This is a genomic window from uncultured Rummeliibacillus sp., from assembly GCF_934216135.1.
Classification (GTDB): domain Bacteria; phylum Bacillota; class Bacilli; order Bacillales_A; family Planococcaceae; genus Rummeliibacillus.
Map to the genome: position 1 here is coordinate 1 of NZ_CAKQBI010000006.1, position 16,718 is coordinate 16,718.

Annotated in this window: 16 protein-coding genes and 1 other RNA gene; 11 read left to right on the forward strand and 6 right to left on the reverse strand. The window is 32.8% G+C overall.

The window, feature by feature from the left end; translation table 11 throughout:
* Positions 1-305: 305 nt before the first annotated feature.
* On the forward strand, positions 306-947 hold the full coding sequence (locus Q0977_RS05405) for a hemolysin III family protein (protein WP_299511200.1): 642 nt from the start codon (positions 306-308) through the stop codon (positions 945-947).
* A 145-nt stretch (positions 948-1,092) separates the two neighbouring features.
* Here Q0977_RS05405 and ssrS read toward each other — a convergent pair.
* A non-coding RNA gene (gene ssrS, locus Q0977_RS05410) (6S RNA) lies at positions 1,093-1,286 on the reverse strand.
* Positions 1,287-1,607: 321 nt separating this feature from the next.
* Between ssrS and Q0977_RS05415 the strand changes: the two genes are divergently transcribed.
* Positions 1,608-2,393, forward strand: a complete 786-nt coding sequence (locus tag Q0977_RS05415) for a 3-hydroxybutyrate dehydrogenase (RefSeq protein ID WP_299511202.1) — start codon at positions 1,608-1,610, stop codon at positions 2,391-2,393.
* 91 nt (positions 2,394-2,484) lie between these two features.
* Positions 2,485-2,976, forward strand: coding sequence for a flavin reductase family protein (locus Q0977_RS05420; protein ID WP_299511204.1), 492 nt, complete (start codon positions 2,485-2,487; stop codon positions 2,974-2,976).
* Positions 2,977-3,058: 82 nt separating this feature from the next.
* On the opposite strand, the gene Q0977_RS05425 is transcribed toward Q0977_RS05420, so the two are convergent.
* Entirely contained in the window at positions 3,059-3,694 is a 636-nt protein-coding gene (locus tag Q0977_RS05425; RefSeq protein ID WP_299511459.1) for a YfbR-like 5'-deoxynucleotidase, read from the reverse strand.
* Between the two features lie 263 nt (positions 3,695-3,957).
* Here Q0977_RS05425 and Q0977_RS05430 point away from each other — a divergent pair, with 263 nt between their 5' ends.
* Positions 3,958-4,395 (forward strand): hypothetical protein, encoded by a 438-nt coding sequence (locus Q0977_RS05430; protein WP_299511206.1) that lies wholly within the window; start codon positions 3,958-3,960, stop codon positions 4,393-4,395.
* A gap of 101 nt (positions 4,396-4,496) precedes the next feature.
* Here the strand turns inward: Q0977_RS05430 and Q0977_RS05435 are convergent, their stop codons facing one another.
* The gene (locus Q0977_RS05435; RefSeq protein WP_299511208.1) at positions 4,497-6,494 is read right to left on the reverse strand and encodes a penicillin-binding transpeptidase domain-containing protein; all 1,998 of its coding nucleotides are present in this window, start codon (positions 6,492-6,494) and stop codon (positions 4,497-4,499) included.
* Between the two features lie 120 nt (positions 6,495-6,614).
* On the opposite strand from Q0977_RS05435, the gene Q0977_RS05440 reads away from it, so the two are divergent.
* Entirely contained in the window at positions 6,615-7,091 is a 477-nt protein-coding gene (locus Q0977_RS05440; protein ID WP_124218200.1) for a hypothetical protein, read from the forward strand.
* Between the two features lie 57 nt (positions 7,092-7,148).
* Here the strand turns inward: Q0977_RS05440 and Q0977_RS05445 are convergent, their stop codons facing one another.
* Positions 7,149-7,652, reverse strand: a complete 504-nt coding sequence (locus Q0977_RS05445; RefSeq protein ID WP_119415937.1) for a ferritin — start codon at positions 7,650-7,652, stop codon at positions 7,149-7,151.
* Positions 7,653-7,829: 177 nt separating this feature from the next.
* Positions 7,830-8,630, reverse strand: a complete 801-nt coding sequence (locus tag Q0977_RS05450) for an HAD family hydrolase (RefSeq protein WP_119415938.1) — start codon at positions 8,628-8,630, stop codon at positions 7,830-7,832.
* Between the two features lie 161 nt (positions 8,631-8,791).
* Between Q0977_RS05450 and Q0977_RS05455 the strand changes: the two genes are divergently transcribed.
* From Q0977_RS05455 to mprF, 4 genes are all read left to right on the forward strand, one after another.
* Positions 8,792-9,910: a sensor histidine kinase gene (locus tag Q0977_RS05455; protein ID WP_299511220.1), complete on the forward strand. Its 1,119-nt coding sequence runs from the start codon at positions 8,792-8,794 to the stop codon at positions 9,908-9,910.
* A 463-nt stretch (positions 9,911-10,373) separates the two neighbouring features.
* Entirely contained in the window at positions 10,374-10,742 is a 369-nt protein-coding gene (locus Q0977_RS05460; protein WP_119415939.1) for a helix-turn-helix domain-containing protein, read from the forward strand.
* 532 nt (positions 10,743-11,274) lie between these two features.
* A complete protein-coding gene (locus Q0977_RS05465) occupies positions 11,275-12,069 on the forward strand; it encodes a LysM peptidoglycan-binding and 3D domain-containing protein (protein WP_299511223.1) in 795 nt (264 codons plus the stop codon).
* Between the two features lie 195 nt (positions 12,070-12,264).
* A complete protein-coding gene (mprF, locus tag Q0977_RS05470; RefSeq protein WP_299511225.1) occupies positions 12,265-14,844 on the forward strand; it encodes a bifunctional lysylphosphatidylglycerol flippase/synthetase MprF in 2,580 nt (859 codons plus the stop codon).
* 87 nt (positions 14,845-14,931) lie between these two features.
* On the opposite strand, the gene Q0977_RS05475 is transcribed toward mprF, so the two are convergent.
* Entirely contained in the window at positions 14,932-15,186 is a 255-nt protein-coding gene (locus tag Q0977_RS05475) for a hypothetical protein (protein WP_119415942.1), read from the reverse strand.
* A 138-nt stretch (positions 15,187-15,324) separates the two neighbouring features.
* Here Q0977_RS05475 and Q0977_RS05480 point away from each other — a divergent pair, with 138 nt between their 5' ends.
* Both Q0977_RS05480 and Q0977_RS05485 read left to right on the forward strand, forming a co-directional pair.
* A complete protein-coding gene (locus tag Q0977_RS05480; RefSeq protein WP_255416312.1) occupies positions 15,325-15,459 on the forward strand; it encodes a hypothetical protein in 135 nt (44 codons plus the stop codon).
* An 89-nt stretch (positions 15,460-15,548) separates the two neighbouring features.
* Complete coding sequence (locus Q0977_RS05485) at positions 15,549-16,661, forward strand: amidohydrolase (RefSeq protein ID WP_119415944.1); 1,113 nt, start codon at positions 15,549-15,551, stop codon at positions 16,659-16,661.
* Positions 16,662-16,718 lie beyond the last annotated feature (57 nt).

The window sequence follows — 16,718 nt, forward strand, 5'->3', positions numbered from 1 at the left end:
GATTGAACCGCCGTATACGGAACCGTACGTACGGTGGTGTGAGAGGTCGGGAGTTAATTACTCCCTCCTACTCGATTGTGTGCCCGGCATGGGTGATTATTGGCTTCTATACGGTTATCAATGTGGATATCATGTGGATAGAAATGAATAGTGGTAATCACTTTTTAATGTTGTGGATAAGATTTTAGTAGCTCACATGACGTATGATTTCCATATATGTTATTTGTCATATTATATTTATGACATGCTCTACTATATTACTTATCTTGAATATTGGATAATTGATATAGAAAGAAGTGATTAGGATGGCAAAAGCTGTAATAATAGATAATGCTTACAGCAAAAAGGAAGAGTTTTGGAACGCACTAACTCATGGAGTTTCATTTTTATTAGCAATTCCAGGTTTAATGTTACTTATTCAAAAGGCAAATGAAAACAATTCAAAAATTGAGCTATTTAGCTATATTGTTTTTGGGATATCAATGATGATTTTATTTTTATGTTCTACACTCTATCATAGTGTCCCCGTTTATAAGAGCTTTTTTAAGAAAATGGACCATTGTTCGATTTTCTTTTTAATAGCAGGTACATATACTCCAATTGCACTTGTGGCAGTAGGGGGTAAAACTGGATGGATCATTTTCTGGATTGAGTGGGCTTTAACTGTAATAGGTGTAGTTATGAAGATTTTCTTTGTTTATCGTTTTAAAACCTTATCTCTAATCGTCTATTTAGGAATGGGTTGGCTTATCATTTTTGCATATAAGCCACTAATCACACATATTACAGTAAAAGGTTTTTTAGTATTACTACTTGGCGGTGTTATTTATTCGGCAGGTACTTATTTCTATAAAAATAAGCAAATACCATATAATCATGCAATCTGGCATGTATTCGTCATGGCAGGATGTGCAGCGATGTTTGCTAGCGTATATTATTTTATATAAAAGTTTAAAGGGTGGTTATCAATGGATAGCTGCTCTTTTTAATATATTAGAAAGTTACTATCACACATTTTAAGAAGTCACAAAATAAAAAAGCACCTATCTCACGATAAGCGCTAATATGTTATGAACATAGATATATTAAAATAAGAAAGCCGCCTTTGCCGTAAATTTGAATATCGAAAGTTTTAAACCACCACTCCTCAAAGTGGGTGTTTGCAGAATATTTCATGTTTGTCCGCATTAACAAAGAATGCGGCATGCCAATCCATACTCAATTTAAACTCCCTATTACAGCTCAAAGGTTAAAACTTAATATTATTACGTACAACGCAGCTTGTATTCTTATAATACAGCAGGTGCGATAAATCTGCAAGAAAGAAGTCCATACATAAAATAGAACACAATGATATCTATATTTCTCTCATATTATATTTGATAAGTTTAATAATTTAAATCTCCATTAATCTAAAAATTCCTTATGAAATAACTCAAATCTTAGATGGACTATAAAGCCTTACTAATTCATATTATATGTATCATTGCTGAAAATATAGTATCTTTGCTAACAGTTATAGCATTGACCAATAGCTGTTGGTAACACATGTTTGGGCAATCATATAAGGAAGTTATTATAAGAGTATTGATTAAGGGGGAGGAATAATGAGCGGGTTATTAGAAGGGAAAGTAGCATTTATTACAGGCTCTGCAAGTGGCATTGGACTAGAAATTGCTAAAACTTTTGCAATTGAAGGAGCTAAGGTTATTATTTCAGATATCGATAAGGAAAAAAGTGACCAAGTATCATCTAGTATGAAAGAGCAAGGCTTTGAGGTACTTTCTGCTCCTTGCGATGTTACGGACGAAGTAGCTTATAAAGCCAGTTTAGATATTGCAAATAGAGCATTTGGGAGAATTGATATATTAATTAACAATGCAGGCCTACAATATGTAGCGCCGATTGAAAAATTCCCTACTGAAAAATTCGAATTGTTAGTAAAGATTATGCTAACTGCACCTTTCATTGGGATAAAAAATGTATTCCCTATTATGAAAAAACAAGGTGTTGGAAGAGTCATTAATATAGCTTCGATAAATGGAGTTGTTGGTTTTGCTGGAAAGGCTGCATACAATAGTGCTAAGCATGGTGTAATTGGTTTAACAAAGGTTGCAGCATTAGAAGGGGCCGAGCACGGCATTACAGTAAATGCATTGTGTCCAGGATATGTTGATACGCCTCTCGTACGAAATCAACTAAAAGATGTAGCTAAAACAAGAAATATAAGTATGGATCAAGTCGTTGAGGAAGTATTTTTTCCACTCATTCCTCAAAAGAGATTATTAGACGTTTCAGAGATTGCCGATTATGCTGTATTCTTGGCAAGTGATAAGGCAAGAGGTGTCACAGGACAAGCGGTAATTCTAGATGGAGGTTATACTGCTCAATAATTAATGATATTAATTGAATATAATTTGGTACGGTACTATTTTTGAAAATCCTTGATCCTTCCTAAGTAAATTTAGAAGAGGAGATGTATGAATGACTCAACAAGACGATTTTAAGAAAGCATTAGGAAATTATCCAACAGGTGTTACGGTTGTGACTACATTTGATAAAGAGAACAATCCAGTTGGTTTAACGGTTAATTCATTTGCTTCTGTGTCATTAGATCCATTGTTAATTCTTTGGTCGATTGATAAAAGAGCTAAGTCCTTATCGGATTTTACTTATAGCAAAAAGTTTGCAGTGAATATTTTGGCAAGTGATCAAGATAAACTTTGCTTCCTTTTTTCAAGTAAGGAAATTGATCGCTTTGGACAATGTGAATGGAAACGTTCAGATGATGATTTGCCAATTTTAGAAAATGTGGCATCTGTTTTAGAATGTGAAAAGGTCCAAGAAATAGAAGCGGGGGATCACATTATTTTAATAGGGCAGGTTTATAAAGTTGTAAATACTGATAAGGCACCTTTACTTTATCATAAAAGAAACGTTGGAAGAATTCCTAAAACATTTTATCAAATAATTTAAGAGTGGAAGTGCAAGCAACCAGGGGGATTATTGAGTTGTTTGCATTTTATTTTTGGGTAAAATAAAAAAGCATTGCCTAATTCTAAGGCTTAGCTTCAGTTAAAACTTCTTTTGTTAAAGCAGTAATATCAACTGGTGTCTTTTCAGATATGACGTCTGCTAAAATAGCATTTTTAAAGTAATTCACACTTGAAGGTAGTGGAATAACCAGTAATTTCTTTAATGCCTCTTGATACATACTGACGAACTCTTTGTCGGAATTTCCTCGTTTCAGCTCTGCAAATGCTTCGTAAAATAAATCTAGTTTATCTGCAAATTCTAATAATCGCCCCTCAATCGTTGCATCTTTTCCTTCTTTCATACGATCAAAGAAGACTTCTTGAAATTCTTCAGGAATTTCGTTGAAAATGAATTTCTCCATCATTTTTTCTTCTACGTGAGCAATCATTTGTTTTAGCTCTGGAGATGCATGTTTTACTGGTGTTTTGATATCGCCGATAAATACCTCTGCAAAATCATGATTAATCGTTTTTTCGTATAGTGATTTCCAATCAATAATCGAGCCGTTCATCTCTTCAATCGTTCCAAAAAACATAGCGTATTGTGAGACTTTCCAAGAGTGTGCTGCCACATTATGTTCTTCGAATTTAAAACGGCCTGGGCAACGAATAATACGTTCTAGATCATTTAAACTTGTAAAAAATTTGTGAATACCTATAAAAATCCTCTCCTTTAAATAAAATAATTTTATCTATTGTATGCTACTTTATCAAGAATGTGAGTAGGATGTCCACTCATATCTTCTTGATACGTGTATTATATAATATTATTTGTACTGGAATTGCCTTTTTACATAGAACACAAGATATCTTTACTTTGGGTTTACAAAGTATTATATAAGTTCACTTATTTGTTGATTGCTTGTAGATAGTGTTTCCTATATTGTTGAAGGTAAGAATAAATGTAAAAGGAAGCTTAACTATGCTCTATTCATCAGTATTATTTATACATGTAATCAGTGCGGTGTTGTCTATTGGACCATTTTTTGTCCTCATTCCAATGTTAAAAAGAATGCGAATTTCTAAAAATCATGATGAAATGACCGCCTATGTCACAACTTTTTCTCTTGCTATTCAAGTTGTAAAGCATTCAGGTCATATTTTAATATTATCGGGTATTTACGTTTTATGGCGAAGTGGGTATTCGATGACATCACCGTTCATCGTGTTGACAGTAGCCTTGCTAATTGCATCACTTGTATTTCTAGCAAGAGCGTTTAAACCAACTATGAGAACGTTTAATACACCAGAGTACAACAAAGAATTGTTTGTAAATAAATTAATGAAATCAGTATTTATCTATACAGGGTTATTATTAATCATGCTTTGGTTTATGGTTACGAAGCCACCACTTTGGTGACATAGTAATAATATATATGATTGTATACATGAAGTATGACATAACAAAAAATAAAAGGATACTTAATGGGGTGTGTATACTCATTAAGTATCCTTTTCAATTTATTTCTCTAATTTTTCAATTACGGGTTTTATAAGTTCAGTAGCTGTTTTTCCTACCTTTTTATGATCTTCTACAAGGGACAATACTAAAAATTCATGACCTTTTTTCGTATCGAATGCAACAACAAAGCTATTTTCTGTGCCTTCAGTACCTTGCGTTTGCTTTAGTTCAGCTGTTCCTGTTTTAGCAGCTAACGTAGGGCTGATACCGTTTAAATTATGAGCAGTTCCGTTTGGATTTTGGATAACTTGCATCATCGACTTTTTAACAATTGTAGCAGATTTAGAGCTGATAGCATCTTTTGTTTTTGTTTTGGCATCTTTTAAAAGATGTGCATAAACGACTTTACCATTACTTGCAAAAGCGCTATACGTTACAGCTTGTTGAATAGGGGACATTAAAACTTGCCCTTGTCCATAAGCTGTATCGGCTAATAGAATTTGTGATTGGAATTGATTTTTGTTTGAAATTTGAGCTGGTTCCATTGTAAATGGTAAGTCTAATTTTTCACCAAAGATAAATTGATTGAAGCCTTTACGCAATACATCTTCACCCATATCAAGTCCAGTTTGTGCAAAGAAAATATTATCAGAATAGACAAAAGCCTTTTCTAAATTCACTTGTGGAACATTGGAAACACGTGTTACATAATAATTTCCCCATGCCTTATCTTTTTGCCACTTCAGTCCACTAATCTTACGAGTTTTGTCAGGCGTTAGTGTACCTGCATCTAGTGCAACACTTGCAGTGACCGTTTTTAATGTTGAGCCAGGTGCATAACGTTGCGTAAAGCGATTGGCAAACGGTTTTCGTTCATCGTTCATATAGGACTCATAATCTTTTTGTGAAATACCGCGAATCATTTTGTTTGGGTCATAAGATGGTTTGCTTACTAGTGCTAATAATTCGCCTGTTTTTGGTTGCATAATGACAGAAGCTCCTGTTGCATTTTCAAGTGCATCATATGCTTGTAATTGTGATTTCGCATCAATCGTAAGCTGAATATCTTTACCATCTTCACGATAGCTTTCCAATAAAACTTCTTTTACTTTACCGTCTTTGTCGATTAAAGAAATTTTACCACCATTTTTTCCACGCAATTCTTTATCATAGGCTCTTTCCAAACCACTTTTTCCAATAACAGCATCACTAGAGAGTGTAGAATCTTTTTTCAAATCTTCTGCTGTCACTTTTCCAGTATAGCCAATCATTGTAGAAGCAGCTTCTCCGAGTGGGTAATAACGAATATCTACTGCTTGATATTGAACAGCTGTTATTTTCTTTACTTGTTCGTTATCGATTACTTTTAAAGGAACAAACAAATCTTCCTTTACCCAACTTTGATTAAGTTTTGCTTCAATTTCTTCCACCGTCATATCAAATTGTTTGGCGATAGCTTTTATATTCTTTTCCTTTTTATCACCTTTACCAAGTTCTTTTGGTATAATTCCAGCTTGGCGAAATTCTGCATTCGTTGCTAGTTCGTTCCCACTTTTATCGAGAATTTTCCCACGAATAGCATCTTCTTCAGAGAAAGAAATCTTATCTGTTGCATCCATACTAGGAAATACTAAGTTGGGATTCCAATCAATCGCATAATCCTTACCTTCTTTAATGACCTTTCCTTTATACGAAAGGGTGGGCATTTTTCCAAGAGAAGTTGTTAGGTTAAGCTTGTATGAAAATTGATATTGCCCATTTTTTATTTTAGAAATAGTCATATTGCTAATTTTTATTTTTTCAGCGCCAATACCATTGAAAATATTCGTATATTTGTCGACCAAGGATTGTTTGTTGTAATTGTATTTTTTTAATGAATCATTGGAAACTAGCGATGGCAGTTGGTCATATTTTTGCTCTATGAGTACTTTGGTGAATTTCCCCACCATAATTTCAGCCTTTTGTTCAGCCTTTTGTTGCGCCATATAAAATGCGCCCCCACAAATAATGACTATTAGAGCTATAATAATTCCGATTAGTAATCGTTTACTTTTCAAGATAAACTCCCCCTCCTTACCGTTATTATCAAGCAAGTATGAAGAAAAGTATATTAGAAACAACTATTGATGGTAAAATAAATATTAGAATCTGAGGTTGTAAAAGAAAGAGGATTTAATATGAAAAAAATGAGAATTGGACTCATCCTAATGGCAATAGTCCTTATTGTTTTTGGGTGGGGAGCATATAAAGAAAAAGAACAAAAGCAACAGATTAACACAATCATAAATAAACAAGATGAAGTTAACCAAATTGAAGTAAAAGATCAAAGAATTGATAAAGTTATTTTCTCAACTAAGAACGACTCAGCTCAGTATAAAGAAAAATATCCACTAAGTCATATCGACAAATTAGACAAAGCGGATCGTAAATTGTTTAAGGACAAGGCAGACTACATTATTACTTATAAGATAAATAGCAAAGTATTATATTCTGTTGAGATATTGTGCTTAAAAAACAAGGATGATTCAATTTCTACTAAGCTAAAACCATTTTTGTTCGAATTAAAAGGAAAAACATATATGATTTATTGGACTGAACAAAATAAAATACTTGAGCAATCTGAAAATACGCAGAAATTGTTGGGAAACTTATAGATTAATCAATATAAAAAGCTAGAGAATAGTCCATTCTCTAGCTTTTTTAATAATCAATTATTCTGGAGCAGTAAAGGTGCGAGTAGCTAACTCTGCGTCTAACATGAAAATGGCATTTGAGTCATTTTCTATACGTTTGAATTTGTGAATAATCGTATCTAAAGTAGATTCTTCTTCAACTTGTTCATCGATAAACCATTTTAAGAATGCCATTGTTGCATGTTCACGCTCATCTAATGCGATATCAGATAACTCATAGATACGGCGAGTGACTTCTTTTTCATGTAGAAGTGCAGCTTTAAATGCTTCCAAAACAGAACTGAAATTATTTTCTGGACTTTCAAATCCTTGAATAGTTGCCCGATAACCTAAATCGTTGATAAAGTTATAAAACTTCATCGCATGAAATCGCTCTTCTTCAGCTTGTACTAAAAAGAAATTTGCAAAGCCATCATAATTTTCACTTGTACAATAAGCGGCCATAGCTAAGTAAGTATGAGCTGAATAGAATTCAAAGTTCATTTGATCATTTAATGCATTGTGTAGTGTTTCAGATAACATAAAAATTCCTCCCTAGTATCTATATTAAGTTGACTACCCTAACTTCAATTCTAGTATACAACTGAAAAAACAAAGTATTCATTAATTAAACAATGTGTTACTTATTTTGTCACATTACGCATATGGTGGGATTTTGTCGTAAAACATTTCCCAAGAAATAATCTTGTCGATTAACGTCTAATGGAAAAGTTGATGGAGATGATGGTACAATCCATTCTCATCATTTGTATATTTAGAAATTTCATCTGCATGTAATTGAACTTCTTTACGGGCATTTTTCATAGCAATACTTTTTCCTACTTTTTTAAAGAGGGGAATATCGTTACCACCATCGCCAAAAGCCATAACATGGTCAAATGCAATGTTTAATTTGGATAATAGTAAAGTAGTTCCAGTGGCCTTACTAGCTCCAGCTCCATTCACATCTATTAAATGGGAGGATGATAGAGCTGCTGAAAATTCTAAACTTTTTTGCATTCTCTTTAAGTTTTCAAACCAGTTTGCTACATGAGGAGTATGGTCATCAAAAAATATTATTTTTTCTACATTATTGGTATGGATAGATGATGTCCATTCAATATATTTACGGAAATTATGTAATTTTAACTTCGTTGTTTCCGATTGAAAAGGTGTTTTCATTGCAGTAACGGTTCCATCTTGATGGTAGATTTCATGGTGAATTCCAAATTCAATCGATTGATCTATTAATTGTTGAACTGTATTCGAAGGAATATCCTTTTTTATAATTTGTTTTGACGCATCAAAGATATTCATCCCATTTGATGCGACAATTCCATCTACTTTAAATTCTTTAGGAAGAATCTTTCTAATTTCGAAAATTGTCCGCCCAGTGGCAATAAGAACAAGCAATCCACGTTTTCTAAGTGTCTGTAAATATTCTACTAATAACGGATTGACAGTCTTTTTACTTGTCAAAGTTGTCCCATCTAGGTCTAAAATAATTGCTTTTGAATCCATCTCGCCATCTCCAATGTTAAGTTTTTAACATAAACCATTTTAGTGGAAATTATAATTATGTAAAGGGAATAATAACAATCCATTATGATGAAAGGTCAATATATATAATAATGCATATTCTTTGATATAATGAGAGCAGCTAAAGGCGGTGAAAAGTTTACGTGTCAAAATGGTATAGTGTTTTTCCAAAAAATCCAGTGATGAGTTGGGTAGCGTGGGTCGCCTTATGTCTCATCCCGTTTTATTTAATTTTCCATACAGCATCAAGGCTTACGCTGTCAGTTGCTCTTGCAATTTTAATCATGTATTTAATCTGTTTTCGCTTTGCCTATAGTGCAACAAATGGCCTTGTTTATATGTGGATTGCGTTTGGAATGGTGATCAATGCTGTCATGACAGTATTGTTTGGATATATATTTTTTGCCTTTTTTACAGCATTCTCTATCGGGAAAATTCATCATACAGTAGGATTTTATATAATGTATGGTCTTCATATTGCGATGACAGTAGGATCTGTCATTGGTGGATTCTTTATCGAAACAGATTTGTTCATCCAAGAGCTTCCTTTAATTGTTATCATCTTATTTAGTGCTATTTTAGGTCCTTTCTATCTTTTTAGTGAAAGTAAAAGTAAAAAGCTTGAAGGGGCACTAGAAACAGCAAATGCTCGTATTTCGGAACTAAGTGTATATGAAGAAAGACAAAGAATTGCTAGAGATTTGCATGATACATTAGGACAGAAGCTTTCGATGATTGGGCTAAAAAGTGATTTGGCTGTTCGATTAGTGAAAAAAGATCAAGAAGCTGCAATTAGTGAATTGCATGATATACGGCAAACATCTAGTATTGCTTTAAAAGAAGTACGTGAGATGGTATCTAATATGAAGAAAGTAAAACTTCAAGAGGAAATCAGTCATGTTCAGCAAATATTAATAGCAGCCAATATTCAACTGAAATTTGAAGGGAATCCACAGTACGACCGTATTCCGACAATGCTAAGTAACTCGTTGAGTATGTGTTTAAAAGAGGCTGTCAATAATGTAGTACGACATAGCCAAGCTACTGAGTGTAAAATTTCTATATTACAAAGTGCTGATTTTATAGAAATGATCATAAGTGACAATGGAATAGGGATATCCAAGAGTTCTAAAAGAATGTCGAGCAATGGTTTAAATGGTATGAAGGAACGTGTTGAGTTTGTAAATGGCGAGTTAGAAGTAAGCGAAGATAATGGTACGACGGTAAGAATCATCGTACCAATAGTTATTACTCATGATTAAGATTAAAGAATGGTTTTTCGGTACATTAAGAGTTGTTCAAATAAATTTTGGACACTCTTTTTTGTTTTAAATAAAGTTTTATATATAGAAAGCTTGTCTAATAAATAGAATTTTTCACACTTCATTTTCCTTATAAAGATAAAATTTTCAAAAAAAGAAAAGGATTCAACTAATTAACGTCGAAATGTTAATACAACGAATAATTTTTATCTTTTTAGTAGCCGTTCTTTTAAGTAAAGGATGATATTTGATTCAAATGGGAAAGATACTACACGTTTAAACTAAATAGTTCCTTAAGTATCAATGTTATTGAGGAAAGAAATTAAAAGGGGTAGTTTTACAAAGTTGTGATACTTTCTTTACTTAGAAAATAGAATTTAAAAAGGTTACTATTTTGAGACTAATATTTCAGACAATGTAAGTGCTTGACATCAGTCTGATTAACACAAGGGAGAGATGGCAAATGTTTAATCCACAAGACTTTGGCGAAAAACTAAAAGAATTACGAATTCAAAATGGGTATTCGATGCTGTCATTAGGAAAGGCAATTGGTACATCAGCAAGTCGTATAAAGAGTTGGGAGATGGGTGAAAGCGTTCCTTCTGCCAGCTGGATCGTAAAATTAAGCAAAATTCTACGTGTCTCTGCTGATGAGCTACTATTAAATATGATTGACGAGACACCTTTAAAAGGGGAAAAGGAGTTTCCGAAAAAAAGAAATGTTATTTTAAATGATTTGAATATATTATTACATGAATTGGATAAAAAAGACTTATGGGAACTTTATACGTTAGCTGAGGTAAAGGCGATGCAAAAAGAAGTTTCGTTATAGGGAAAGGTTTAAATCAAGGATTATCCATAATTTAGAACTTATAAAGAGGTTGGGGCTCAAGAGTCCTAACCTCTTTTTCATGTTTTTACGCCATAATCTTTTCAGTATGAAATAAGATAATACTAGTTTCCATTCTTAAAAATTCCCTCAATAAAACAATAATTACATTTTATTCATTTATATTTGTAATATTTCAATGTAGAAAAAGTCGTTTTCCCTCTTATATTCAGCTGATTTTCCTTTTTATAAATAAAAAATAGAGAAATTTAAGTGTAACAATTTCTTTATTTGTATAAAAAAGGTGAAATATTAAAATCTTTTGTAAATTAATTCCAATGTAAGATGAACCTAGTCATATCAATAGCTATTAAAATTCAATCTAAAAAAATATCAATAATGATGTATAAAATATCAGAAAATTGGCAAAGAATGTAACACGATTGTTACAGTGCATACATCGATTAGAAATCATAATGACATGTGACGATGGTAAAGTTAGTCGTGTTAGTACAAAGGAGGTCGTTTTTAAACGATGAAAAAATATTTAATTGCACTAGCGGGTGTTTTCGCACTTGGAACTGCAGCAATATCAACACAAGCAGATGCTGCTAGTTACAAAGTGGAAAAAGGAGATACACTTTGGGGTATTTCTCAAGATGAAAAAGTATCAGTAGAAGATTTAAAAGAAATGAACAATTTAAATTCAGATGTAATTGTTCCATCACAACAACTAGAAACTAGCCAAGAGGCTAAAACATATACAATTCAAAAAGGCGATACATTATTTAAGATTGCTAGTAAAGCAGGTATATCTGTCCATGATTTAAAATCTTATAATAATCTTAATAGTGATCTAATCTATACAGGTCAAAAGCTTGTTTTAACAGGAGATTCAAATAATAATAATGTTGCTTCTGTTTCGACTAAGCAAACACAAACACCAGCTAATACCCAAACTGAAGAGAAACAAAGTACACCTAAACAACAACTGACAAAAACAAATACATCTACAAACCAAGCGGCACCACAATCTGCTGGTAAAACATTGACGGTTACAGCAACAGCATATACACCATATTGTGCAGGGTGCTCAGGTGTAACAGCAACAGGGATTAATGTAAAAGCTAATCCGAACATGAAAGTTATTGCGGTAGATCCTAGAATTATTCCATTAGGCTCAAAAGTATGGGTTGAAGGATACGGTACAGCTATTGCTGGAGATACAGGTGGAGCGATTAAAGGTCATAAAATCGACTTACTAATGCCAAATAACAGTCAAGCAAAAAGCTGGGGAGTACGCACAGTAACAATTAAAGTTTTAAATTAATCGATAATAGTTTACGAATCATACGAAATACGCTATTAATGAAGTTAACATTAATGGCGTATTTTTTATGTTTAAGATTCTATTTAAATTGATCTTAATCATAAAAATTCCTAGTTAGAAGTAATAAGAACTGCATAAATTGTATCTTATATGTATAGTAGAGAGTATGAAGATAAAATTTAGGTGGATGTATGGATGAAAATCAATAAAACAAAGATTTTTCAATGGTTAAAAGTCATTTTACCAATTTTGCTGATGATTTTTGCAATACATGAAATTGGTAAAATTTTAGGGAATGCAAATGGGAAAGAAATTGCAAATAAGTTAGAATCTTTAGATGTCAGAACAGTTGCATTAATTGCTTTACTCTCATTAGTGCTAGTGTTTCCAATGTTTTTTTACGATTATTTTATAATTAAAAAATTAAAGCTAAAAAGATCTTTACGACGCTTGATGAAGGAATCATTAATCATTAATTCTTTTTCAAATTTAATTGGGTTTGGAGGACTTATTGGAGTCTTACTACGAACACACTATTTTAAAAAAGAAGAAGTAGATAGTGCTTCATTTTTTAAAACCATCACATCAGTTACATTATTTTACCTAGCGGGTATTTCTTTATTTACTTGGGTTTTGCCAATATTCTACTGGGATTTTCCGATGTTTGCAGAACATCGGATTTTAGTTGTTGCAGCTGTTGTTATTGGTTTGTATGTCCCGTTTTTAATTGTAAAGGCGTTTATTCAATTGTTTAGAAAAACAACTACTAATCGTCGTTTGTTAAGTGATTTGGGATTATTAGGTGTTTCGATATTAGAATGGCTTGGCGCATTTACATTTATGATGATTTTAGTATATTCGCTCCATATATCAATCAGTATCGAAAATCTAATTCCAATTTTTATCGTTGCTTCTTGTGCAGGAATTGTTAGTATGATTCCTGGAGGTCTTGGTTCTTTTGATTTGGTATTTATATGGGGAGCACAAAGTTTACAAATACCTGAAGAGTCTATTTTGGTACTTTTATTATTTTATAGGGTTGGTTATTATGTGGTCCCTTTTTTAGCAGGGCTCGCTCTTTTCATCCGCGAGTTATGGGCGAAATTTAATGTAGGATTGAATGCTATTCCTCGTTTCTTTTTAGAAAAAACGAGCCATATTTTAGCAACTGCCCTTGTGTTCTTAGCAGGATTAATACTTCTATTATCTTCCGTCGCACCTGGTGCAATTGAACGTATTCAATATGCAAAAGAATTAATGGCATTTCCAATTATCAATATCTCACATCAATTAGCGGTTGCTACGGGATTTGTGTTGCTTGCATTATCAAATGGAATATCTTATAAAGATAAAAATTCATATAGGATGACAGTTTTTGTCTTACTATTTGCTTCAGCACTTTTTATTATTAAAGGTGTTCAGTACAAGCAAGCGTTATTTATGTTATTTGTAGCAGGGCTTTTGTATTTATCTCGCCGCCGATTTTATCGGGAAAGTTACGTCGTGACTTGGGGGAGGAGTATTTTAAATACGGCAATCATCTTCGTCATTTTATTGCTGTATATCTTGATAGGCTTTTTTGTAAATCCATCGATGAAGTATACTATTCCAGAGAAGCTAAGACCATTTTTAACTACGGATTCGAGTGATTTATTTAAAAGTGCATTTATGGGTCTTATTGTCGTTGCATTTGTGGTTGTGTTGGAAGTTTCACTACGTAAGATTACTCAGTTTACAAAGATATCTTCATTAGCATATGAAGAGGAGATTTTCCTTCATCTAAATAAATATGGAGGAAAGGAGTTATCCCATTTAATATTTCTTCACGATAAATATATCTATTGGAATAAGAATAAGACGGTTCTATTCCCATATCAGATTATTGCCGATAAATTAGTAGTCTTAGGTGATCTGGTCGGTGCGAAAGAGGATTTTAATAAAGCAATCGAGGAATTTATGAAGTATGCAGATGATTACGGATATACACCAATTTTCTATGAAATTAGTGACCAGTTTGTTTCATGCTTGCACGGATATGGTTATCGCTTTTTCAAGATGGGTGAAGAAGGATATATCAATCTAAAGAAATTCAGACAGTCGAGAAAAGTAATGGAAGAACACAAGAGAGTAAATTCGAACCTTCTAAAAGAAGGATTCACATGTGAAATCATGCAACCACCATACTCAGCTGAAATTATGAGCCAATTGCAAAGTATTTCGGATGAATGGCTTGACCATCGAAAAGAAAAAGGATTTTCAATCGGTTATTTTGATAAAGATTATTTACAATTTACACCTTTAGCTATTTTGAAAAATAATAATTTCGAAATTATTGCCTTTGCTAATTTGATTCCATTATATGATGAAGAACGTACAGTTAAAATTGACCTAATTCGATGTAAGAAAGATTTTTCATCAGATGATACGATGGATTATTTATTCTTTAATATTATCCAAGCATCTGAAGTTAGAGGGTTTGAACGTTTAAATGTAGGAATAACACCTCTATCACATGTAGGAGTTTCCAAGTTTGCAGGGATTAGTGAAAAGATTGCAACGCAAATAATAGTCGATGGGCAAGAATATTATAATTTTCAAGGGGTTCAAAATTTTAAAGAGAAGTTTGCTAATGAATGGCAACCAAAATATCTTGCTTATCGAAAAAAATCTTCACTTCCATTTACAATTTTACAAATTATGATGTTAATAGGAGATAATAAATATTCATCCATGAGGGAGAAAGTTTCAGAAGCAAAAAATTCAAGGAAATCTTAGTTGGAACAACAAAGAGAGGCATTCATAATAAGTTCTCTCTTTGTCCTTTTCATTTTATTTAAAATGAGTGGAAGCGGGGAGCAGTTCTCACTCTCGGTCAGGTTCAATTTGTTTAAAACCTAAAAGTTCAGCTTTAGTGGGGGAATTATTTTGGACCTGTTTTAACTCTAAACGGAGTTTCTCTGTTTCTAACATATAGTTTTTTTGCTTGATTTCCTCTAATTTAATTTCCTCTTTTAAAATTTTGTGTTCAATTTCTAAGCGTTTATTTTTGTTCTGGACAATTGTCTTAATAACTTCTCCTGTAATAGCAATGGCTACAATCAAAACGACAAATAGCATGATTAATCACCCCTAAAAATTTGATTTTAAATATATATACTCAGTTATAAATAAAAAGTTTCAATTTAGTTGAATTATCTTTAATAATCATATATTATTATTAAATAATCAGAATATTCAATTAAAAGGAGTGCTGCCATGAAACCTTCGAAATTTGAAACGTATTTGTTGGATGAAGAATATGAGTTATCTTCAAGTGAATTTACTGGTGAAGAATTGGAACAACCGTATGAAAGTGAACAATATCCAGAAGGATTTTATACAGAGTTATAAACAAAAATACAGCCCAATAATGGCTGTGTTTTTTTGTATTTGGAAAAAAACATAAATTGAAGTAATATGGTACAAATGAGGTGTAAAAAATGACGATTGATGAACAAATATTAAATTGGTTTAATTATTTTCATGAACATCCAGAGATTAGTTGGAAAGAACATGAAACGACAAAGAAAATTGCGAGTATATTAGATAACTTACATATCTCCTATAGATTATTTGGTGATGTACCAGGTCTGGTTGCTGAAATAGGTGAAGGCAGAGAAACTGTAGCCGTTCGTGCTGATATCGATGCACTGTGGCAAGAAGTAGACGGAAAATGGAGAGCTAATCATTCATGTGGACATGATGGTAATATGTCTATGGTACTTGGGGCATTATTGCGTTTAAAAGATCAACCATTACAGCACAAGGTACGATTTATCTTCCAACCTGCTGAAGAAATGGGAAATGGAGCGGTTGCAGCATTCGAACATGGTGCAGTAGATGGTGTATCTCATCTATTTGGTGTGCATTTACGTCCGATTGAAGAGCTTAAATTAGGACAAGTATCACCCGCCATACATCATGGATCAGCTATTTTCCTCGAGGGAGAGATTCATGGTACAGATGCGCATGGTGCACGTCCTCATCAAGGCCAAAATTCGATTGATGTTGTTGTAGCGATTCAACAAATGATTAAAAGTATCTATGTATCACCATTTGAACCACATTCTGCGAAGCTAACGAAAATTGTAGCAGACGGTGGAAGTATGAATATTATTCCAGGTACAGCAAGCTTTACAATGGACATTCGTGCACAAAAAAATAGTGTTTTAGATGTGATACAAGGAAAAATTGAAGAAGGCTTAAAGGCGATTGAAAAACAATTTAATATTGATATGAATTGGAAATGGGTAGATTATACACCAGGTGCTGAAGTTTCAGAAGAAGCGGCTAAAATGGCGGAAGAAGCGATTATTGAAACTTTAGGAAAAGATCATTTAGCACCACATGTTATTACGCCTGGAAGTGATGATTTCCATTTCTATACGGTTAAAAAGCCAGAACTAAAAGCTACGATGATTGGAATTGGTGCAAATTTAGCTCCAGGATTACACCATCCGAAAATGACATTTAGTCATGAAGCTTTGCTTGATGCTTCTAAAGTATTAGCTGCTGTACTAGCTAAAAATCCTAAATCTCATAGTGATGATTAGCAAAAGTGAATGAGTTTGAGTTTTATATAAGGAAGAATGGGCTGTCCATTAAATGGA